The sequence below is a fragment of the Gordonia sp. J1A genome (assembly GCF_055393515.1).
The window spans coordinates 3174298-3195996 of record NZ_AP041607.1 but is presented as its reverse complement, the minus strand read 5'-3'; the positions used below and the strand labels follow the sequence as shown (position 1 = coordinate 3195996).

Annotated in this window: 19 protein-coding genes and 1 pseudogene; 10 read left to right on the top strand and 10 right to left on the bottom strand. The window is 67.5% G+C overall.

The genetic code is table 11. The features are described from left to right. The first annotated feature begins 33 nt into the window (after positions 1–33). From ACZ5QD_RS14890 to ACZ5QD_RS14880, 3 genes are all read left to right on the top strand, one after another. Positions 34–978 carry a ParA family protein gene (locus tag ACZ5QD_RS14890; RefSeq protein WP_081598115.1) on the top strand — a complete coding sequence of 315 codons (945 nt, stop codon included), beginning with the start codon at positions 34–36 and terminating at the stop codon, positions 976–978. Beyond that, the gene (locus tag ACZ5QD_RS14885) at positions 975–2060 is read left to right on the top strand and encodes a ParB/RepB/Spo0J family partition protein (RefSeq protein ID WP_006896760.1); all 1086 of its coding nucleotides are present in this window, start codon (positions 975–977) and stop codon (positions 2058–2060) included. Before ACZ5QD_RS14890 ends, ACZ5QD_RS14885 begins: the two co-directional genes overlap by 4 nt. A gap of 111 nt (positions 2061–2171) precedes the next feature. After that, positions 2172–2933, top strand: coding sequence for a hypothetical protein (locus tag ACZ5QD_RS14880; RefSeq protein WP_006896759.1), 762 nt, complete (start codon positions 2172–2174; stop codon positions 2931–2933). Here the strand turns inward: ACZ5QD_RS14880 and ACZ5QD_RS14875 are convergent. The 5 genes from ACZ5QD_RS14875 to sigM all read right to left on the bottom strand — a co-directional run bounded on the left by ACZ5QD_RS14875 (position 2888) and on the right by sigM (position 6630). Beyond that, positions 2888–4039 carry an N-acetylmuramoyl-L-alanine amidase gene (locus tag ACZ5QD_RS14875; RefSeq protein ID WP_006896758.1) on the bottom strand — a complete coding sequence of 384 codons (1152 nt, stop codon included), beginning with the start codon at positions 4037–4039 and terminating at the stop codon, positions 2888–2890. The two genes, ACZ5QD_RS14880 and ACZ5QD_RS14875, sit on opposite strands and share 46 nt — an antisense overlap. A 163-nt stretch (positions 4040–4202) precedes the next feature. Next, positions 4203–4538 carry a thioredoxin gene (gene trxA, locus ACZ5QD_RS14870; protein ID WP_006896757.1) on the bottom strand — a complete coding sequence of 112 codons (336 nt, stop codon included), beginning with the start codon at positions 4536–4538 and terminating at the stop codon, positions 4203–4205. 48 nt (positions 4539–4586) lie between these two features. Then, positions 4587–5531 carry a thioredoxin-disulfide reductase gene (trxB, locus tag ACZ5QD_RS14865; protein ID WP_006896756.1) on the bottom strand — a complete coding sequence of 315 codons (945 nt, stop codon included), beginning with the start codon at positions 5529–5531 and terminating at the stop codon, positions 4587–4589. A gap of 154 nt (positions 5532–5685) precedes the next feature. Then, positions 5686–5961, bottom strand: coding sequence for a hypothetical protein (locus ACZ5QD_RS14860; RefSeq protein WP_101841504.1), 276 nt, complete (start codon positions 5959–5961; stop codon positions 5686–5688). 105 nt (positions 5962–6066) lie between these two features. Continuing rightward, the gene (gene sigM / locus ACZ5QD_RS14855) at positions 6067–6630 is read right to left on the bottom strand and encodes an RNA polymerase sigma factor SigM (protein WP_006896754.1); all 564 of its coding nucleotides are present in this window, start codon (positions 6628–6630) and stop codon (positions 6067–6069) included. A gap of 179 nt (positions 6631–6809) precedes the next feature. Between sigM and ACZ5QD_RS14850 the strand changes: the two genes are divergently transcribed. Then, the gene (locus tag ACZ5QD_RS14850; protein WP_006896753.1) at positions 6810–7130 is read left to right on the top strand and encodes a hypothetical protein; all 321 of its coding nucleotides are present in this window, start codon (positions 6810–6812) and stop codon (positions 7128–7130) included. Between the two features lie 27 nt (positions 7131–7157). Here ACZ5QD_RS14850 and ACZ5QD_RS14845 read toward each other — a convergent pair whose 3' ends face one another. Next, entirely contained in the window at positions 7158–7847 is a 690-nt protein-coding gene (locus ACZ5QD_RS14845; RefSeq protein WP_006896752.1) for a TetR/AcrR family transcriptional regulator, read from the bottom strand. 121 nt (positions 7848–7968) lie between these two features. Between ACZ5QD_RS14845 and ACZ5QD_RS14840 the strand changes: the two genes are divergently transcribed. Beyond that, complete coding sequence (locus tag ACZ5QD_RS14840) at positions 7969–8856, top strand: sterol desaturase family protein (RefSeq protein ID WP_006896751.1); 888 nt, start codon at positions 7969–7971, stop codon at positions 8854–8856. 4 nt (positions 8857–8860) lie between these two features. Here the strand turns inward: ACZ5QD_RS14840 and murJ are convergent, their stop codons facing one another. Genes murJ through ACZ5QD_RS14825 form a run of 3 tightly spaced genes read right to left on the bottom strand, consistent with a single transcriptional unit; the run spans position 8861 to position 16222 of the window. Continuing rightward, complete coding sequence (gene murJ, locus ACZ5QD_RS14835) at positions 8861–12511, bottom strand: murein biosynthesis integral membrane protein MurJ (protein ID WP_062367448.1); 3651 nt, start codon at positions 12509–12511, stop codon at positions 8861–8863. Further along, entirely contained in the window at positions 12508–15093 is a 2586-nt protein-coding gene (locus ACZ5QD_RS14830) for a DUF6049 family protein (protein WP_062367476.1), read from the bottom strand. Before ACZ5QD_RS14830 ends, murJ begins: the two co-directional genes overlap by 4 nt. A 34-nt stretch (positions 15094–15127) precedes the next feature. Further along, a complete protein-coding gene (locus ACZ5QD_RS14825) occupies positions 15128–16222 on the bottom strand; it encodes an NUDIX hydrolase (protein ID WP_006896748.1) in 1095 nt (364 codons plus the stop codon). Between the two features lie 104 nt (positions 16223–16326). Between ACZ5QD_RS14825 and ACZ5QD_RS14820 the strand changes: the two genes are divergently transcribed. The 5 genes and pseudogenes from ACZ5QD_RS14820 (at position 16327) to ACZ5QD_RS14800 (ending at position 21031) form a co-directional block, all read left to right on the top strand. Further along, positions 16327–17778 (top strand): CCA tRNA nucleotidyltransferase, encoded by a 1452-nt coding sequence (locus tag ACZ5QD_RS14820; protein WP_464367274.1) that lies wholly within the window; start codon positions 16327–16329, stop codon positions 17776–17778. Positions 17779–17810: 32 nt separating this feature from the next. Next, on the top strand, positions 17811–18902 hold the full coding sequence (locus tag ACZ5QD_RS14815) for an aminotransferase class V-fold PLP-dependent enzyme (RefSeq protein WP_006896746.1): 1092 nt from the start codon (positions 17811–17813) through the stop codon (positions 18900–18902). A 56-nt stretch (positions 18903–18958) separates the two neighbouring features. Then, a complete protein-coding gene (locus ACZ5QD_RS14810; RefSeq protein WP_464366904.1) occupies positions 18959–19594 on the top strand; it encodes a DedA family protein in 636 nt (211 codons plus the stop codon). Between the two features lie 254 nt (positions 19595–19848). Next, positions 19849–20202: pseudogene (locus ACZ5QD_RS14805) on the top strand (MBL fold metallo-hydrolase); the annotation flags it as partial. A gap of 421 nt (positions 20203–20623) precedes the next feature. Continuing rightward, positions 20624–21031: an MBL fold metallo-hydrolase gene (locus tag ACZ5QD_RS14800; protein WP_464367290.1), complete on the top strand. Its 408-nt coding sequence runs from the start codon at positions 20624–20626 to the stop codon at positions 21029–21031. Positions 21032–21044: 13 nt separating this feature from the next. Here the strand turns inward: ACZ5QD_RS14800 and ACZ5QD_RS14795 are convergent, their stop codons facing one another. Continuing rightward, a complete protein-coding gene (locus ACZ5QD_RS14795; protein ID WP_045537089.1) occupies positions 21045–21635 on the bottom strand; it encodes a YqgE/AlgH family protein in 591 nt (196 codons plus the stop codon). Positions 21636–21699 lie beyond the last annotated feature (64 nt).

The window sequence follows — 21699 nt, the reverse complement described above, 5'->3', positions numbered from 1 at the left end:
CACAATGGAAGCACTGACCGAAGGAGTTCCGGGGTGCCCAACCACGAGCCCAGCGTTTCACGTGAAACGCCACCAGTACCGCCAGTGCAGAGCTACGACGACACCCCGATAGCGACCGCAGCAGCCCGCGCGAGCCAGGTTTTGACCCCCGGCGGCACCGGCAGGCTCCCCCGACCGCCACAGCCGCGGGTGATGACTATCGCGAACCAGAAGGGTGGAGTCGGAAAGACGACATCCGCCGTGAACCTTGCGGCCGGCCTCGCGCTGCACGGCCTCGGGGTCCTGGTCATCGATCTCGATCCGCAGGGTAATGCGAGTACGGCCCTGGGCATCGACCATCGCAAGCCGGGAATCGCGTCTGTATACGAGATGCTTCTCGACGACGTGCCGCTGCGGGAAGCGATCCAGAAGTCGCCGGCGAACGATCGGTTGTACTGCGTGCCGTCAACTCTCGATCTCGCCGGCGCCGAGATCGAGTTGGTTTCCGTCGTAGCGCGCGAGAGTCGCCTGCGAAATGCCCTCGATCCGGCCGTGCTGGCCGAGCTCGAGATCGACTACGTGCTGATCGACTGCCCTCCGTCGCTCGGGCTGTTGACGGTCAACGCGATGGTCGCGGCCCGTGAAGTCCTCATTCCGATCCAGTGCGAGTATTACGCGCTCGAGGGCGTGGGCCAGCTGCTGCGGAATATCGAACTCGTCCAGGCACATCTGAACAAGGAACTGCATGTGTCGACCATTCTGTTGACCATGTATGACGGCCGCACCAAGCTCGCGGATCAGGTGGCTGCGGAGGTTCGGAATCACTTCGGCGACAAGGTGCTGTCGACGATCATTCCCCGCAGTGTGAAGGTCTCCGAAGCTCCGGGCTTCGGTATGACGATCATCGAGTACGACCCGGGTTCACGTGGATCCATGAGTTATCTCGACGCCGCCCGTGAGCTGGCGGAGCGAGGCGCTGCTGTAGGAGGAACGGTATGAGTCAGCGAGACACTCAACGTCGCGGAGGTCTGGGACGAGGTCTGGCAGCACTGATTCCTACGGGGCCGAGCGATGACGATCACGGTGTGAATACCACGAAGATGGGTTCCGCCGCCGCGGACGTCGTCATCGGTGGCGGATCACCGAAGGTCGGTGCTGCGGTGGCGGAGAAGCCATCGTCGGATCTCCTCGCGCCGACCGGTCCCGCGCCCTCAGCGTCACAGGCCTCTTCCGCGAGCGGTGGAGCAGACGAGATCGGCGCCGTCTACCGTGAGATCGCACCGAGCGATATCGAGCCGAACCCGAAGCAGCCGCGCACAGTCTTCGACGAGGAGGCGCTCTCCGAACTCGAGCACTCGATTCGGGAGTTCGGTCTCATGCAACCGATCGTGGTGCGGGAGCTCCCCTCCCCCGGCGCGAATGGCGCGCGCTATCAGCTCATCATGGGCGAACGACGGTGGCGCGCCGGCAGCAATGTGGGCCTGGAGACCATCCCGGCCATCGTTCGGGAGACCCCGGATGGCGATCTGCTCCGAGACGCTCTGCTGGAGAACATTCACCGAGCACAGCTGAACCCACTCGAAGAGGCCGCCGCCTATCAGCAGTTGCTCGAAGAGTTCGACGTGACACACGAAGAGCTCGCCACTCGGCTCGGTCGATCACGCCCGGTGATCACCAACATGATCCGGCTGCTGCGGCTCCCGATTCCGGTCCAGCGCAGGGTTGCGGCCGGTGTCCTCTCCGCCGGGCATGCTCGCGCACTCCTCGCTCTGGAAGCGGGTGCCGACGCACAGGAGGCACTGGCGGCGCGGATCGTCGCGGAGGGACTGTCGGTCCGAGCCACGGAGGAAGCAGTCACTCTCGCGAATCGGGACGGCGTCGACGACAAGCCCGCCGCGAAGAAGCGGAAGCCGATGGAGATGCCGGGGCTGCAGGATGTGGCGAACCGGCTGTCCGATCGTCTCGATACCAAGGTGACGGTGAGCCTGGGTAAGCGGAAGGGACGCGTATCGATCGAATTCGGATCGGTCGACGATCTGGAGCGGATCGTCAATGTGATCGCCGAACAGACCGAAAAGTAGTCCCGCAAAGGGGTATACGAGAATACGTGGCTGTTTCGTCACTGTGACGGCGTCCATGTGTGGCGCTAAACCTTGACGATCTTCCGCCGCGAGAAGGAGGAGACCGCAGCGATGGGTCTGTCTGTGGTGCCACTGGAGCTCGAAGACTTCGAGACTCTGCCGCTGCATTCCCGTCGTTGCGTCTTCTGGGAGGTCGATCGGACCGGTGGGTCGCCCGCGATCGACACGGTGATCACCGGAGGTGATAAGCGCACGGACTCCGCCGGACCCGAGAGTGAGTTCGACAAAGAGGCTTGGCTGTCGGGACTGCTGCTGGAATGGGGTGTGTGCTGTCAGGTCGCTGTGGAACCCACGACCGGACGAGTCGTCGGTGCCGCCTTCTACTCCCCGCCGGGACGGGTGCCCCGCGCGCAGCACTTCCCCACCGCCCCGGTCGGTGCGGATGCCGTTCTACTCACTACGATTCGCATGGAACCGGGCTTCGAGAGCGAGTCGACGGCACTGCTCGACGCCGTCGTGGCCGACCTCGTCCGGCGCGGAGTGCGCGCGGTGGAGGCGTTCGGTTTCAGCGGCGACGACGAGTCCCTCGCGATGGATCTGGTGACGTTGCTTCTCGGCAGCGGCCTGGCCGCTGACGTGTGCCGCCGGTGCATTCTGCCGACCCGACTGCTGACGGACTTCGGGTTCGAGGTGGTCGCCGACGACCCGTACCTGCCGCGTCTGAGGCTCGAACTCGACGAGGGCCTGGGTTGGAAGAGCCAGGTGGAGCGTGCGCTCCGGAAACTGGTGGAGACCCCGCCGGCGGAAATGCTGGCGGACCCGATCAGTCAGCCGGTGACCTGTTCTGCCGCAAGCAGTTCGGCGAACGTGTAAGTTCCGGTCGGCCGGTCGTTCTCACCGAGCAGGTACAGCCGCTTGACTGCGACCAGGACGGCTTCGGCGATGGTGTCGCGGATGGCGGGGTCGCTCAGCTGCGCGGCGTCGTGAGGATTGGTGATGTAGCCGGCTTCGATCACGATGACCGGCATCCGCGTGGAGCGCAGGATGTTCCAGGTCCGTGGGTGGCTGCGGCAGTCGAGGAAGCCGGTGCGTGCCACGATCTCCCGCTGGATGTACCCGGCGAGATTGCGCCCGATCGTGGAGTAGGAACCGTGCGTGTTGCCGAAGTAGAACGTCGCGAGCCCGCTGGCCTTCTCGTTCGGGTAATGGCCGGTTCGCAACGAGATCATCAGGTCGACATCGGCGAGATTGGCCACCCGCACACGGTCGTCGTCGGTCGGGGTCGTCTTCGCGTCATGCGACAGGAATGTCTCCATACCCGCGGCGGACATCCGGCCCTCGAGACGGGCCGCCAGATCCCAGAGCAGGGTGTTCTCGTTCCCGATGGGGCTCTCGTCGCCGGGATCGATCAGAATTCGCTTACCGGTGAGCTGCGGACCGGACTTGCGAACGTGCTCCTCCTCGCGGATCGCGTGCGGCGAGCCGCCGGTGACGCGGGTGCCGAGACGTTCCAGTGATCGCAGCGTCGCGGGCCCGCAGATGCCGTCGGACGAGAGACCGTACTCGGTCTGGTACAGGCAGACGGCGTGGTGCGTCACCTCGCTGAAGATTCCATCCACCAGTCCGTGGTAGTAGCCGAGATTCTGCAGGCGCGACTGGAGCGTGGCGACGTCGTCGCCCGTCATCGGCGCGGAGAGCCGGTAGAGCAGAATGCGGGCGCCCAGACGGTACGAGGCTTCGCGCAGGGCGGTGTAGGTGGCGTATCCGACGATCCCGTCGACGATCAGTCCGCGTTCCTGCTGGAAGGCGCGCACCGCACGGTCGCAGGCCTTGTCGAAGACCGCCTCGGGCGGCGACCAGGGGCCCTGCGTGGTGGACGGCGGGGTGGGTGCAGCGTCGGGCAGTAATCCACGGGTGGCCAGAATGGCCCTGATCTCGGCTACCGCAGAACCGTGGTCCCCCAGACGCAACACCTGCATACGTACTTCCCACTCTCTCGATACCGCCGACCCGGACCGAGGCATTGCTGATCCGAGACTCGCACCATTCTCTCAGCCAGCGCCGGGCGCGACAAATGATCGCGCCGTTCTGTGACGATCGGCCCACGGCCCGGGTGCGGGCGTGGGCCGATCGGCAGCGATGTCAGGCGAGGACGTCGGACAGTTCGCGAAGCAGAGCCGCCTTGGGCTTGGCGCCCATGATGGTCTTGACCGGCTTACCGCCGGAGAAGAGCATGAGCGTGGGAATGCTCATGATCTGGTACTCGCGGGCGACGTTCGGGTTCTGGTCGACGTCGACCTTCGCGACGGTCAGCTTGTCGCTGTTGTCGCGGGCGATCTCCTCGAGCACCGGAGCCACCATTTTGCAGGGGCCGCACCAGGTGGCCCAGAAGTCGACGAGGACGGGCTTGGACCCGGAGGCCTCGATCACGTCGCCGGCGAAGGTCGCGTCGGTGACTGCAACGGTGTTCTCAGACATTCTTCCTCCTGAATGGTCGTCGGCTCGGATGGCCGGCGTGAGGTTCGGTCAGGCGTGGGCCTGGTCGGCGAGCCATCGTTCGGCGTCGATAGCGGCCGAACAGCCGCTGCCGGCGGCGGTGATCGCCTGTCGGTAGGTGTGGTCGACGAGATCGCCGCAAGCGAAGACGCCGGGAAGGTTGGTGTACGTGGTGCGGCCGACGACCTTGACGTAACCGTCGTCGTCGAGCTGGACCTGTCCCTTGACGAGATCGCTTCGCGGATCGTGACCGATCGCGACGAACATTCCCGTCGCGTCGAGCGTCCGGACCTCTCCGGTCTCGGTGTCGGTGAGCTCCAGTTCGGTGACGGTGTTCTCGCCCTTGACCGCCGAGACGGTCGCATTGGTGATGAATCGGATCTTCTCGTTCTCGCGAGCGCGTTCGAGCATGATCTTCGAGGCGCGGAACTCGTCGCGGCGGTGGATCAGCGTGACCGACTTCGCGAACTTGGTCAGGAAGGTCGCTTCCTCCATCGCTGAGTCGCCGCCACCGACCACCGCGATGTCCTGGTCCCGGAAGAAGAAGCCGTCGCAGGTGGCGCATGCGGAGACACCGCGGCCGAGCAGTTCCTGCTCGCCCGGGACGTTCAGATAACGTGCCGCCGCCCCCATCGCGAGGATGACGCTGCGGGCCCGGTGGACTTCGCCGGCGACCTCGACCTCTTTGATCTCGCCCTCGAGCCGCAGGGCGTCGACCTCCTCCATGCGCAGGTCGGCTCCGAAGCGGAGCGCCTGCTCGCGCATCTCGTCCATCAGTTCGGGACCCTGGATCCCCTTCTGGAAGCCGGGGAAGTTCTCGACCTCGGTCGTCGTCATGAGGGCGCCGCCGAAGGAGATGCCCTCGAAGACCAACGGCGACAGTTCGGCCCGGGCAGCGTAGATCGCCGCCGTGTAGCCGGCAGGCCCCGACCCGACGATGATCACGTCATGGATCTGGTTCTGGTTGTCGCTCATCAATCCTCCGTTGTCGCGTAGTCCGCTCGGTGCGGCCTGCATCGTGCGATGACGCCGGGCAGACGCATCAGTCAACACCAGAGTATGGCGCGATGTTCCCGCGTGTGCGTTCCGGTGCGGCGCACCTCACCGAGGAGCCGTTCGGCGCGACGGTTCAGCCACCGGTGAGTCGGTCGATCACGGAATCGAGACGGGCCGCGATCGCATCGGGCATCGGCGCCGCCGACTGCCCGCGTTCTCGCAGCTCCGTCTGCACGCGATCGAGCGCGGCGAGCACTTGAGCGGCGTGCGGATCGGCGGCGAGCCGACTCCGGACGTGTGCGGCGACTTCGGGCTCGAGTGCGTCCGCGTGCAGATCCGCCAGCAGCTCCGTCGAGTACGGCGGCTCAGGCGCGGGGCGGCCCGCCCGGTGCTTCGCTGAAGGAACCATGATCTTTGAGAATCGCCTATCGTCCGTCGTCGCCATCCACACTACTTAGACGCACGTGCCGACGAATCGGTTCCGGCGATGATCTCCGGTGAGTCGGCCGGAGCCCTAACAGTCATCGTCCAGATACTCGAGAACCATCGCGAGCTTGGCCCGGCCGCGGGAGCAGCGGCTCTTGACCGTCCCGCAGGCCACCGACAGGATCGCCGCGGCGTCGCGGATCGAGTATCCGTGATAGTCGACGAGAATGACGGCGTCCCGCTGGTCGGGCGGCAGTACGTCGAGAGCTCGGCCGATCGACAGTCCGACGTCGATCCCGACCGTGTAGTCGCGTTCGTCGGCGAGCAGTGCCGACTCGAACTCGATGAGGGGCATGGTCTCGTGACAGCGGATGCGGCGCAGGCGGTCGAGGCAGGAGTTCACGACGATCTTGTGCAACCAGCTCGACACTGATGCGTCGGCTCGGTAGGAGGTGGCCGTGCGGTAGATGGAGATCCACGCGTCCTGCATCGCGTCCGCGGCGTCGTCCTCATTGCCTGTGGTGCGTAAGGCGATGGCCCAGAGATGATTCCGGTGCCGTTCGTACAGTTCGCGGAACGCTCCGGCGTCGCCCCCGATGTGTGCGCGAAGCAAGTGCGCATCGGTCTTCTGATCGATGATCCCCCGAGTCATGCGACGACACTAAGCGCGAAACAGTGCCGGATTCGAGCTTTTCCTCACTTTGTGGATGGTTGTTGGCGAACCTGTGGACGAATCGCGCGGTGAAGCCGACTTATGCACATCAGAGTGTGTTCTCGAGGCTCTGTCCGCCTCGGTGCCGTTGTCGCCGCCGCTCTTACTAGGCTGGTCTCATGAGCGACGACAAGCCCTTGGCCGCTTGGCGGGCCGCCCGATCGATGGGCCGGATGGCCGTTCCCGGTGAGCTGGCGCTGACCAAGACGCACGTCGTCTTCGAGCCGAAGTCGAAGCGAGCCGCCGGCGCGCGCTTCTCGGTCGCGCTGAAGTTCGTGGCAGCCGTCGGGTCGGCGCCGGGAACCGGCAGGCTGCTCTCCGGCGGCAAGGCCGATCGTCTGTGTCTCACCCTCGGTGACGGTTCGGAGTGGTTGTTCGTGATCGCGGAACTGGACGACGCGTGCACACGGATCCGTGAGCGTCTCACGGCGAACCGCTGACCGTCGCCCGGTGCGACGGCGGCCGGCTCAGCCGAAGATCTTGTCGTAGGTGGCGACGAACATCTCGGTGACCACATCGTGGACCGAGTCCACCTGGAACAGATCGGGGCCGGCCTGCTCGTTGATCGGGTCGGTCAGTGCCATCTGCCAGTCGACGAGCAACTGCGTGATGGCGCCGACGAGGCCGATGGCCGCGAGCTTCTGCTTCGGAGTGGTCGGCCGTCCGTTGCTCGCGAATCCGGCGATCAGATCGGCCCAGTCGTGAATGGCGCCGAGCCGCAACTTCTCGATCTCGGGTGCCACGCCGACCACCTCGATGAGGATGACCCGCGCCCGCCGCGGATCTTCCACGAGACTGTTGATGAAGCCGCCCAATGCCTCCTCGGCGAGGATCGGGATGACAGCCGCCGGAACCGGTCCGTCGGCCACGCCGGCGCGATCGATGACCTCGGTGGCCGCCGCGATCGTCGCGCTGCGAGCGATGTCGACGCAACGCTGGTACACCGCTGCAAGAAGATTCACTCGGTCGGGAAACGACTCGTAGAAGTACCGCTGCGTCAGACCGGCTTCGTCGCAGATCTTCTTGACCGAGACGTTGACGTATCCCTCGGTGCCGAACAACTCCACACCCGCTTCCACGAGCGCGGATCGTCGTTGTTTCTGTCGCTCCGCGGCGGACACACCCCCGTATGTTCGCCCACCACTGTTTTTGTTCATCGAATCAGATTCTACCGCCGAGGCGATTCGGGCCAGGGGTTGGCACCGCATATCTGACACGGTACTGTGTCAAATAAATCGGACGAGAACAATCCGTCCGTGCGTTCTGGAGGGGTGGAGATTGCTGGACTTCCTGCCCGAACCGATGCGGGAGCCGACGGTGCTCGCGATCCCGTTCTTCGCGGTTCTGCTGCTGTTGGAGACCTACGCCGCGGCCAAGTTGGAGCGGGAGGACGGCGACGGCCGGCCGCCCAAGGGCTCCTATGAGCGCAGGGACGCGCGGACGTCGATCCTGATGGGGCTCGTCTCGATCGGGACGTCGGCCTTCTGGAAGTTCGTCGCTCTGTTCGGGTACAGCGCGCTGTTCGCGTACGTCGCGCCGTGGCATCTGCCGGTCGACGCCTGGTACACCTGGGTGATCGGCTTCATCGCTCTCGACTTCCTCTTCTACTGGGAGCACCGGATCGCCCACCGGGTACGCCTGGTCTGGGCCACTCACCAAGCCCACCACTCCAGCGAGTACTTCAATTTCGCGACGGCGCTCCGGCAGAAGTGGAACAACAGCATGGGTATCATCATGTGGGCGCCCCTCCCCCTGCTCGGCTTCCCGCCCGCGGTGGTCTTCGCCGTGTACTCGCTGAACCTCGTCTATCAGTTCTGGATCCACACCGAGCGGATCGACAAGATGTGGAAACCCTTCGAGTTCGTGATGAACACGCCCTCGCACCACCGAGTGCATCACGGCAGCGATCCGGAATACCTCGACCGCAATTACGGCGGCACCTTCATCGTCTGGGACCGGCTCTTCGGCTCGTTCCAGCCCGAACTCGACCGGCCGCACTACGGGCTCACCAAGCCCGTCGAGACCTACAACATCTGGACCCTGCAGACGCACGAGTACGTGAACATCGCCCGCGACGTCCGCGAGGCCCCGTCTCTGCGCGCCAAGCTCGGCTACGTCTTCGGTCCGCCCGGGTGGGCGCCGGCTCCGGAGAAGGTCTCGTCGTGAGCCGTCAGGAGACGCTGACCTTCGAGATCACGGCCTGGTAGTCGCCGCTCGGCCCCACGGGCAGAGTGGTGAGCCAGACGATGAAGTACGGCGCCGACGCCGGCTCGTCGACCTTGATCGTCGTGGACTTGGAGTCCACGGTTCCGCCGCCGACCTGCGTGGTCTGATCGAGGCTGGTCGGAGACCTCTGGTCCGACGTCCGCAGCTCCACTTGGAAGCCGGGAGTGGTGGTCGTGATCGTCACCGATCGCACGGTGTTGTCGCCGCCGGTGGCGAAGAGCAGCCCCATCCCCGACTTGAGACCGCCGAACTGCGGACTGCCACGGTAGGCGTCGGTCCGCCAGGCCGGCGGGGTGCCGGTGAGCACGTTCTGGATGTTCGGTGCGGAGTCGGGCGGTTCGCCGGACACGTCCAGGAGCGTCACCGACTTGAGGCTCACCGCCGGAGCCGCGGGAGTGCGAGCGGGTGCCGACGTCGCCGATGCGCTCTCACTCGGCAGGATCGAGTCGATATCGGACTCGGTGTTGCCCGAGCCGCCGAAGACGTTGGTCATCGCGACCACCACGGCGACGATCAGGAAGAGCACGAACAGACCGGCGCCCGCCAGCAGCGCGGTGTTGCGGCGACCCGCCTCACCCTCGCCCAGCAGGCGTTCCTTGCGCGTCCTCGACAGCGGCGCCACGGAGACCGGAGCCTCCCGGGACTCGACGCGCGGGATCATGTCGGTCTTGAGATCGACCACGGTCGCCTGGTCCAGGACGTGCTGGACGGTGGCCGCGGTGCGGATGCCCCGGTCGCCCTCGAGAGCGCGCGAGGCGACGGCCGAGATCTCGAACGGGATCTCGGGCTTCACCGCGCGCGGTGCGATCGGACGCGACGGATGCTCGGGATCGGGCTCGGCGGGCGGAATCCCGCCGACCGGCGCGGAACCCGCTGTCGCGACCGCACCGGTGGCGGCGTCGAGCGGCCAGCGGTTGAGCAGCAGCGCGTACAGGACCGCTCCGAGACCGCGGACGTCGCCGGTCCGGTCGTCACCGGGGATGACCGCCGGGAAGGCGAGGACCGCATCACCGTCGGTGCTGACGCGGATCCGGTCCGGGTGGTCGATCGACAGAGTCGCACCGGTGCGGTGCGCTGCTTCGGCGCCCGCGGCCAGAGCCCGGACCGCGCGCGCGGCACCCATCGCCGACGGCGACGTGGCCGCGACCTCCTTGAGCGAGGAGCCGTGAATCCATTCGGTGACGATCACGCCGCCGGAAGCACTGCGGACCACGTCGAGCACCCGGGCCACGCCGGCCGAGTGGAGCTGGCCGAGCCGACGGGTGCGATTCAGAATCGCGCGGGGACCGGTGTCGTCGTCGCGGTCGCCCGGCCGGATCGGCGGCGCCTTCTGTTCGGGGTCGACGAACGTGAGGCCGACTTCGCGGTCGAGTCCGGTGTCCTTGGCGCGCCAGAACTCCAGGCCGCGGGTTCCGCCCTCCTTCTCGAGGAGGCGGTAGCGCCCACCGGCGATGGCGGCGCCCGGAACCAGGCGAGGTCCGCGCGGCGGTCCCATGATGCGGGTGGCCTCACTGGACGGACCAGTCGGCGAACCGGCGGCCGGGCCGGTCGGACGGCCGCCCTTGTTGCCGTTCTGGCCCATCGGCGGAACTCCTCGTTGACGTGGTGGCCCGTAGGGCCGAGGTCGAGGACCGGGACCTCCCACAACCGGGAGGACCATGGTCTCGCCCACCGCCCCGCCGGACAACACCGAATACTCCTGCCACGTCGCGGTGCCTCGATCGAACCGGCGACGGACGTCTACTTGACCAGCGTACGGGACCGAATCGTCCGAGGTGATCCGCGGGATCTGGATGGTCATCGTCCGCGAGTCGGAGTCGTCGGCCGACGGTGTGGGTGCAGGGGCGAGTGCCGGAATGAACCGTCCGAGGAGACGCTGCACCGTGTTGCTGATGGTGACCATCTCGGGGATCTTCAGTGCGGTCAGCAGCAGGTAGGTGACGCCCAGGACGATGATCGCGGTGAATCCGAGATAGACCACCGAGCCGATCTTGCCCGCCTGCGTCGACATCTCGTCGAGCCCGGTGAGATCGGCGACGAGCCACACCGCGAGTGCGACGGCGAGCGAGACTCCGATCGCCTGATATGTCGTGCGGGTGACGTCGGAGAGCCGGGTGATGCCGAGGCGCTTGTGCAGCAGCATCTGACCGACGATCGCGCCCACCAGATAGCCCAGACCGTTGGAGAGCGAGAGCCACCGGACGATGAGCTCGGGATCGTCGAAGATCACCGGACCGAGATACGACGACGCGACCTTGACGGCCGTGATCCCGACGACCATGAGGGTCGGGGTCCAGGCGTCCTCGCGCGCATAGAACACACGCAGCTGCACGAGGGTCATCGCGTACGGAATCAACGTGAACGCGCCCCACGACAGCACCGACCCCAGCTGAGACGCGGTATCGGCGTCGAACTTGCCGAAATTGAAGATCGCGATGCCGATGGCCGGGCCGAAGAAGGTCATGAAGGCCACCGTCGGTACCAGCGCGATCATTGTCAGTCGTGTCGCGAGGGACATGTCATCGATGACGGCGTCGGTGTCGTCGGCGGCCGCGTTGCGCGAGAGACGCGGCATGATCGCGGTCAGGATGGTGACGCCGAGGACGCCGTAAGGCAGCTGGAGCAGTTGCCAGTGGGTCGCGTACACCGAGATTCCCGACGCGGTGGCGTGGGCGGCGATCCGGTAAGTGATCACGAGCCCGACCTGCAGTACCAGGACGTACGCGACGATCGCGACGGCCATGCCCCCGAACTGCCGCAGCCGGGCGTCGATACCCCACTCGAGCTTCAGATGGACGCCGACCTTGCGGAGGAAGGGCATCAGGATCGCGGCCTGCATCACCACGCCGAGCGTGGTGCCGATGCCGAGGACGAGCAGTTTCGGCTCCGACATCCGGACCGGGTTCAGCGTCATCTCGCCCGGCATCGCCCAGTACAGCACCAGCGTGGTGATCTGAACGACGTTGTTCAGGACCGGCGCCCACGCACCGGGTTTGAACAGGCCCTTCATGTTCAGAATCGCGATGAACAGCGCCGACAGTCCGTAGAAGAGGATCTCGGGCAGCAGCAGATACGCGAGTGCGGTGGTCAGCGGCCGGTTCACCTGGCCGTCGCCGACGTTCAACAGGGTCAGCAGGGGCGCCGCGACGATCGCGATGAGACTGGCGACGCCGAGCAGCACCAGTGTCAGGGTGAAGATGCGGTTGATGAAGCCGGCGCCGCCGTCGGCGTCCTCGTTCTCGGCGCGCACCAGCACCGGGATGACGATGGCGGTCAGCACCGCGCCGAGGACCACTTCGGCGATCATGCTCGGGAGCACGTAGGCGGCCTGGAAGGCAGACGCGACCGCGCCGCCGAGCATCGCCAGGACCAGGACGGTCCTGATGAATCCGGTGATCCGGCTGATCAGGGTCGCGATGGCGATGGAGCCGCCGGTGCGCATGATGCCGACGTCGGAGTCGTCGGGCTTCACCGCCGGAGCGTCCGCTCCGCCGCCGTTCGCCGCCCCGGGGCTCACCGCCGCCGGCTCAGCCCTGGCGGCGCCCGGCCCGGCGTCGCGCGGATCTCCGGTGCGCTGGTTCGGACGATTGCTCATTCACGCTCCCCGCTGTCCCTCGGCCCACTGTCCCACGGCCCAGAGTCCCCCGCCGCGCGTTCTCCGGGCAACTCGCCGTCGAGTTGCCCATCCGCGGCCCGTTCCGCCTCAAGTCTGTCCTGATAGCTCAGCGTCGCCTGTTCCAGGTCCTCCTCGTCCGGCTCCGGCCGGTCCTCGTCGGCGGGGTCGGGCTCGCCGCGGAACCGATGCCACAGCCGGCGTGCGGTCAGCAGGATCAAGATGACGGCCGCACCGACGGTGATCCAGAACAGCGGCTTGCCGTACGCGTTCGCGTAGATCGAGAGTTCGATGGGCGTGCTCAGCGGCACGTCGCTGGAGGTGACCAGCGAGATGTGCACCGTCGCCGGTTCCGAGCTCGACGCGTGGGTGGGGATCTGGAGTTGCCGGGTTCCGGCGGCCGGGATCTCGACGGTGCCGACGTCGCCCACCTCCAGGGCGCTGGGTGCGTCGATGTCCAGCCGTACCCGGATCGGAAGCGCCAGATCGTTCCGGACCACCAGGAGCAGCGGGCTCCGCTCGGAGGCCAGGGTGTATCGGCCGCTGGGATCGAGCAGGGAAACCGCTTGCTGCATGTTGCCGAGAGTGATGCCCACCGCGGTCAGCCGATCGGTGCGCTGGCCGCGCGCCACCGCGTTATCGGTGGTCGACGCGCTCGACACCGCGCGCAGCAGGTCGTCGCGCAAGGGCGCCAGGTATTCGGCCGGCGTGGTGACGGTCTCGGCGTTTCCGACCAGGGCGGCCTGCATGTGGTCGATACGGTCCAGCCGCTGACGCACCGTCTCGGCGTCGCTCTGCGTGATCGGGTATCCCGCCGCCGCGTCGGGCGAGATGTCGCCGGGCACGTCGAGTTCGGCGGGGGTGGCGGCGGCAGGCAGCTCGTCCACCACGGTCGCGAGCGGCACCGGGCGGGCGGTGCCCGAAGACAGCATGAGCTCGGCGGTGTCGTGCAGTGCCTGTGCGTCCTGCACGGTCGGTGACCAATAGGTCGGCGGCATGATGAACGCCGACCGCCCGGTGGTCGGGAGCCTGGTCGAATCCGCTTCGGCCGACGCGGTGGGCGCCGGAGCGTCAAGCATCGGGAAGGCCAGGGCGGCGGCGGCCGCCTGCCTGCGGCTCACCGCCGACTCGCCCGAGAGGTTCGGCTGCTGCCAGTTGGGAACGATCGCAGGCACCACCGGCGTGAGCCCGGCGCCTCCGATGGCCGCGCTGATCGCGATGTCGTAGCTCTGCAGATGCGTCGCCTGGCTCCGGTAACGGCCGGACGCCGATCCCGAGGTGGGTGCGCGGTCGGCGCCGAGAGGAGTCAGCGACGTGGCTGCGATGGCCGCCGAGGTGACGCCGAGTTCGGACAGCAGATCGCGGCCGGCGTCGGTGAGCGTTCCGGTGGCGGGAATGGTGAGACCGCGCACGGTCTTGACGCCGAGGATCGCATCGACGGTGTCGTACGGATTCAGCACGGCGCGCCGCGCGAGCCCGGCGTCGTTGACGGTGCGGAGGGAGTCGAGGCCGGCCTGTGCGAAAGGCAGTGCGGTGACGCACATTCGGCTCGCGACCTGCGTGAGGCCGCGCAGCCACGACTTGGCCGCCGAGGCGCCCTGCCCGTCGTGGGTGCGGGCCTCGGGGTCTGCCGGATCGTCGGTGACGACGTAGCCGTCGGCCATTCTCGTGACTGTGAGCAGCAGGTCGGGGTCGACGGCGAGACAGGTCGAGTCGCGCACCGGGTCGTCGGGACTCGCCGCCGGTTCGGTGGTTCCGGGGCCGACGGTCGGCGGAGTGTCGGAGGACGCGGTGCCCGCGAGTTGCTCCAGCGCTTGCAACGACATCCCGAGGCGGCCGTCGGGCTGCAGGGAATGGCCCAGGGCGTCGCTCGTGAGCCGCAGCTCCGCGGTGCCGCCGCCGAGGATGCCCGCGGCTTCCTGCGGTGCGGCCGCGAGCGGCCAGATCATCGTGAACGGTGCGGGGCGGGAGGTGTTCGGCGCGATCGATCCGTCCCGGCCGAGCAGTGGAGCGCCGGGCGCACCGGTGGCCGGGTCGACGTAGTTCTGCGCGCGGGTGCGGCTGGCGGGCAGCGACAGCACCGGGAGCAGCGTGCGCGAATCCGCGATCGACACGGTGCCCGCGTCGCGCGGAGTGCCGATCACGTCGACCATCAGCGGATACACCCCGGCCTCGGTGAGATCGAGACCGGTGGGGCCGTTCACGGGGACCGAGATGGTGAAATCGGCCGACTCGCCGGTTCCCAGGGTGCCGGTGACGTGCCGCGAGGTGCTGCTCACCGAGTAGTCGGCCGAGGGTGAGGTCAGTGAGCTGCGCAGCTGGAAGGACTCGGTGAGCGCGTGACCGCGCTGCAGCCGCACGCTGACGTCGCTGATCGGTTTGCCCGCGGTGTTGACCACGCGACCGCGGACAGTCACACGATCGCCGGTGGAACTGGTGACGGTGGTCGGAGTGACCTCGGTCAGTCCGAGTGTGGCGTACGACGAGGTGGAAGCCGAATCAGCGTGCGCCACAGGCACTGCGCCGACGGTCAGGGCCAGCAGGACGGCGACCGCCGACAGCACGAACAGAAGTGACGAACGCCGCGACGGGATTCGGTCAGCTGTCACCGGATGCGGTGCGACGCGGGCGCCGCCGGCGTCGACGAGGTTTCGGCGCCGGCGGCGGCTCGTTGCGTCGCTGGTTGCGTGCGGCTGCGGCTTTCTCATAGTCGTTCGGCTCGGTGCGGAGGCAGCTGGCTTCTGACTGCGCCAACCGGTGTGGGTCGCTCTGCAGATCAGCGATCACCGATTCGGCCATCCGCGCCAGACGTCGCTCGTCAGAGTACGTCAGTCGACGGGGCAGCTCGCTCAACGGGACCCACGCCACGGCGCTGACCTCGTAGTCGGCGTCCGACAGCTCGCCGCCGGTGAATCGCAGGAGGTAGTGATGCACCGTCTTGTGGATGCGGCGACCCTCGCTGACGAACCAGTAGTCGATCTTGCCGAGCGGCGCGACGATGGTGCCTTCGATGCCGGTCTCCTCGGCGACCTCCCGGATCGCGGTCTGCTCAGCCGTCTCGCCGGTCTCGATATGCCCCTTCGGAAGCGACCACATCATGCGCCCGCGCCTGTCGATGCGGCCGATCAGCGCGGCCGACAGCTCTCCGAACGGAGCGTCGATGTCGGAGAGCACCAGGCCGCCGGCCGACGTCTCGCGGACCGTGTGCAGCCGCGGTCCGCCCTCGGCCTCGGGCTTGCGTGCGGTACGGCGCTTGGTGCGGGGCATGGCCGCGGGACTGTTGGACCCGCTGCGGCGCGCCCGGCTGGCGAGATCGGACGGCTTGGTCCGCCCGTCGTCGGCGCTCTGCTGCGACCCTGCCTTCGAAGTGAGGTTCTTCGGCGCCGCGTTCTTGGCGCCGCCGTTGCCCTTCGACCCCGCGTTTCGCGGTCCCGGTTTCGGTTTCGCCGATTCGCCGGACCCCGCTTCGGCCGCAGAGTCCGTGTTCTGCTGCTGCCCGCCTCCGCGTCCGGAACGCCTGCCGCGCCGGCGTCTGCCGCGACGATTGTGCCGGGAACGTCCGGCCTGGGTGCTTCCGCCCGCGGCCTGCGCCGCATTATCCTGAGAGCCGGAGCCGTTCGGCCCGGAGGCACCCTCGGACACCGGAGCGTCGGAATCGACGTCCGGGCGCTGCAGCGAGGGTTCAGCGGACACACCCCGATGCTAGCCGCTCGTAACCGGGTGTTAGCCGAACAGGTTGAGCGGGTCGGCAGTCGGTAGTCTGTCATCCCATGACCGACACAGCGCCACGTGGACAGATGAGCGCCGCCGAGCGCTCCGAACGGCGTACGCGACTGCTGGCGTCGGCGGCGGTGACCTTGAACTCTCTCGGCGACGTCCTGACTCCGCTGGCGGACCGGTTCGCCGAGAGCGGGCACGAGCTGTACCTCGTCGGCGGCTCGGTGCGCGACGCCGTCCTCGGCCGACTGGCGGGCGATCTCGACTTCACCACCGACGCCCGGCCCGAGACGATCGCCGAGATCCTCTCGACCTGGGGGGACGCGGTATGGGACACCGGCATCGAGTTCGGCACGGTCAGCGCCGCGCGCGGGGGCGAGACGGTGGAGATCACCACCTTCCGCTCCGACATCTACGACCAGCAGAGCCGGAACCCCGTCGTGACCTTCGGCGACACGCTCGAAGGCGATCTGGTCCGCCGGGACTTCCGCATCAACGCGATGGCGGTCCGGCTGCTCCCGGGGGGCGGTCAGGAGTTCTGTGATCCGCTCGACGGCATGGCGGATCTGCTCGCCGGCGTCATCGACACCCCGGCCGCGCCGGAGTCGTCGTTCAATGACGATCCCCTCCGAATGCTGCGCGGCGTGCGTTTCGTCTCACAGCTGGGCTTCCGGCTCTCCGACCGCGTGCGCCGCGCCATCGGTGAGATGGCCGGGCAGATCGAGCGGATCACCGCCGAGCGGATCCGGGTGGAACTCGACAAGATGATCTGCGGCGAGCATCCGATCGAGGCCGTCGACCTGCTGGTGGACACGGGTCTGGCCGAGTTGATCATTCCCGAGATCCCGGGGATGAAGCTCACCATCGACGAGCATCACCAGCACAAGGACGTCTACCAGCATTCGCTCACGGTGCTCAAGCAGGCGATCGACCTCGAGACCGGCGACCCCGACCCGGTTCTGCGCTGGGCCGCGCTGCTGCACGACATCGGCAAGCCCGCCACCCGCAGGCACGAGGAGGGCGGCGGCGTCAGCTTCCACCACCACGAGGTGGTCGGCGCCAAGATGGTCCGCAAGCGGATGCGGGCGCTCAAGTACCCGAAGGCGGTCGTCGACGACGTCTCGCAACTGGTCTTCCTGCACCTGCGCTTCCACGGCTACGGCGACGGCAAGTGGACCGATTCGGCGGTTCGCCGGTACGTCAACGACGCCGGTCCGCTCCTCGACCGGCTCCACAAGCTGGTGCGCGCCGACTGCACCACCCGCAACAAGCGCCGCGCCCGGCGTCTGCAGGAGACGTACGACGATCTCGAGCACCGCATCGCCGTGCTGCGGGAGGCCGAGGACCTCGATCGGGTCCGACCGGATCTCGACGGCAACGCGATCATGCAGCTGCTCGGTCTCCCGCCCGGCCCGGTGGTCGGTGAGGCCTGGCGGTACCTGAAGGAGCTTCGGCTCGACAGCGGGCCGATGAGCCGCGAGGACGCCGAGGCGGCTCTGCGCGCATGGTGGGCGGACCGCAACGGCGACTGATCGGGCCCGGAGCCACAGGGTAGATTCAAGGCATGTACTGCAGCGAACTCGGTGAACAGTGGCATGCAGCGAGAGTGGAACCCTCGATCGGGCATCTCGACGCCGCCTCGGCCGGGCGTTCGTCGAACGCGGTCATCACGACTCTGCACGAACACCTGATCCGCGAGGCCAGGAACGGTTCCTACATCGCCGCCGACGAACGCGCAGAGGCCCTTGAAGCCGGCCGCCGCGCACTGGGCTCGCTGATCGGCCATCGCGCCGAGGAGATCGTCTTCCGAGACAGCGCGCGGTCGGCGCTGCGTGCGCTGCTCAACACCATGGCGCTCCCGCTCTCCCCCACGGTATGGGTCGCGAAGAATGAGTTCGGTCCCAACCTGCTGGAGTTCGAACGCCGCGACTTCGCGGTCCGCACCATGCCCGAGGGCGACGTGTACGGGCACGTCGACGTCGACTCGCTGGAGAACATGCTGCAGTTCGAGCAGCCCGACTTCATCCATGTCTGCCACATCGGTTCGGCGAGCGGACTGGTGCAGCCGGTGGCGAAGATCGTCGAGGTGGCGCACAACGCGGGCGTTCCGGTGATCGTCGACATGGCGCAGTCGGTGGGGCATGTGCCCACCGTGACCGGCGCGGACGTGGTCTACGGCACCTCGCGCAAGTGGCTCACCGGACCCCGGGGCGTCGGATTCATCGCCATCCGGCCCGACTCGCGCATCGACGTGCGACTGCTGCCGTCGGAATCGTTCATCGCCGGTCAGCTGGCACTCTCGACGGCGGTCGCCGAGTTCCTCGACATCGGACAGCAGCGTGTGTACACCGAGTTGGCCGGTATCGGACGGATCGCGCGCGAACGACTGCACGGGATCGGCAGTTGGGAGGTCATGGAGCCGGTCGACGAGCCTTCGGCACTGGTGACCCTGGCGCCGCCGCCCGGATGGCGACCGGCCGACGTGCAGGCCGCGCGCGACCGACTGCGGGAGATCGGGCTTCTGGTCACGGCGGCGGACTCCTGGCGCGCGCCCCTCGCCGGTGAGGATTCGCTGCTGCGGATCAGCCCTCACCTCGATGTGCGCCCGGAACAGCTGGATCAGCTCGCCAACGCCATCCGGACCATGGGGTACTGAGCCGCCGGACCATTCGGCCGCTCGTCACGCGCGGTCTCGCCCCGAAAAGCGCGGATATGCACACATTGACCGATCGGCTGACCGATCTCGTCGACTCCGCCCCGGCATGGGCGGTCTACCTCATCGCGGGCGGGGTCGTCTATCTCGAGACGGCGGTCGCGGTGGTGGGACTGGTGGCCCCGAGCGAGGCGGTGCTCATCGCCGCGGGCGTGGTGGCGGCCGTCGGCAAGCCCGTCATCGGTGTGCTGATCGCGGTCTGCGCCGTGGCGGCCATCGCCGGCGACTCGACTGGCTACGCGGTGGGCGTGGCCACCGGCCCGCGGCTGGCCCGGACGCGGCTCGGCCGGAAGGTGGTCCGCCGCGCGATCGCCTCCGGCTATCGGGCGCCCGAGTCGGGCGACGCGGTCCTGGCGATCGCCTCGGCGCGCTGGGTGGGATACGTCCGGAGTGTGACGCCACTGCTCGCGGGGTCCCGGCGGATGAGATACACCCGATTCGCTCTCGCTTCCGCGATCGGCGGAATCAGCTGGACGATGACCGTGCTGCTGGTCTCGTACGGCGTGGGCGCCACTCTGGGCGCCGAGGTCGCATTGATCGTGGGTGTCGCCGTCGGTGTCGCGGCGTTCGGATTCCTCATTTTCCGCCGCGTCCGGGCCGGCCGGGCCGAACGCCGTCGGGGCAGCGGCGGCTAAGACATGGCTGACGATCGGAACTCGGCGGTGGGTCACCCGGCTCAGCGGTGATGCGGAACCGCGCCGCAACATCGAAAACATCGGAAACTTTAGAAAGTCTATTGACTATTCTAATTGTGACCGGGTACACATCATATGGGCGGCAGTACGGCGTCGAGGCCCTCCTCGTCCGCCCGGCACAGCACGCCCGCGACGCACGGACGCCGCTGTGACTCACGCCGTCTCTCTTCGCCACTGATCGAAAGGAATCCGCAATGAATTGCGGTTCACATCACGAGCACGACAGCCGGCCTGTGGCCGAGAAGGCTTCGTCGAATCTCGGCCGCCGGAACTTCCTCCGCGCCGCGCTCGCAGGCGGGGCGGCGCTTACCGGGGCCGGTCTGGTCGCCGCATGCGGATCGACCCAACCGGTGGCCAGTTCGCTGACGCCGACGGCGATGCCACCCGATCTGCAGCAGTCGAAGTTGACGCTCGTTCCGCTCGGCACGAAGGCCGGACCGCCGCCGGCGACCGAGCGAGTGGGCATCTCGACGGCCCTGGTGGTGGACGGGAAGACCTACCTGATCGACTGCGGTCGCAGCTCGGTGACGCAGTACAAGAGGTCCGGACTGCACTACCGGGAAATGGCGGGAGTCTTCCTGACCCATCTGCACGCCGACCATGTCGCCGACTACTACAACTACTTCATGATGGCCGGTACCACCGGCGAGAAGAACGGAGACGTCGTCCCGACCGGTATCCCGGTCTACGGACCCGGATCCGCCGGAGGGCTTCCGGAAGCGCTGGGTGGCCGGCGGGTGACCACTGTCGCCCCGCAGAGTCCGACGCCCGGAACCCGCGAGATGACAGACAGGCTCCACGAGGCCTTCGCATACAACAGCAACGTCCTCATGCGCGATGCGGGTTTCCGTGACCCCCACGACATCCCGGACATCCACGAGATCGCCATCCCGGCGGCAACCGGTGCGCGGTGGGACAACACTGCCCCCGACATGGCACCGTTCACCGTGATGAGACGATCGGGTCAAGGTGACGGCCACGCTCGTTCCACACGGCCCGGTGTTTCCCTCTTTCGCCTTCCGATTCGACACCGACCACGGCGCCGTCACGTTCTCCGGCGACACTCGACACTCGGAGAACCTCATCAGGCTGGCGAACTCGTCGGACGTTCTCGTCCACGAGGCACTCCGCATCCCGCCGGATGCCGGGCTCACCGAGGACGTGATCGATCACCACCGCAAGTCTCACGTTTTCGTGAACGAAGTCGGTCCCATCGCCCAAAAGGCGAACGTGCCGTCTCTGGTCCTGTCACACATCGAAGAAACCGGGGGACGCACGATCGACCCCAAGGTATGGACCGAGGAAGCCCAACGCGGATACGACGGCCGGGTCACCGTCGGCGAGGACATGATGGTCGTTCCGGTGGCGAAGCGGTGACCGGCGACCTGCCCTAGTTCTCCTCGGGATGGCGAGGGTAGGTGGACAGCAGTGGCAGGGGCCACGGCTGCCGGGCGAGCACTCGCTGCCATACGTCGACGGAGGGTTCGGCCAGCAGATCGGTGGGCAGGCCCTGGGCGACGATCCAGCTGCCCTCCGCCAGTTCCTCGTCGAGCTGACCGGCATCCCAGCCTGCGTAGCCGGCGAAGATCCGGACGCCGGTGAGCACCTGTGCCAGTTCGTCCGGATCGGCGTCGAGGTCGACCATCGCCACCGGACCGAGCACCTGGTGCAGACGCGGCTGCTTGCTGACGTCGACGCCGGTCTTCGCCACTCCGAGGCAGAGCGCCGACGAGGTCGCCACGGGACCGCCGACGAAGACCGCGCGAGGACTGGCGGCGAGCTCGGTCCACGCGGGCAGCACGTTGTACACCGCGGCGTCCGACATCCTGTTCAGAACCACGCCGAGAGTGCCCTGCTCATCGTGTTCGATCACGTAGATCACCGTGCGGGCGAACGTCGGCCCGGTGAGAGCGGTGGACGCTATCAGCAGGCTTCCCGCACTCACCTCGGGTTGATCGGTCAGATAGTCGGCGCCGGACACACCTCAATAATGACACTCAGCGCCCGGTGACGCCGCCACCCCGGCTCAAGATGAGCCGTAAACT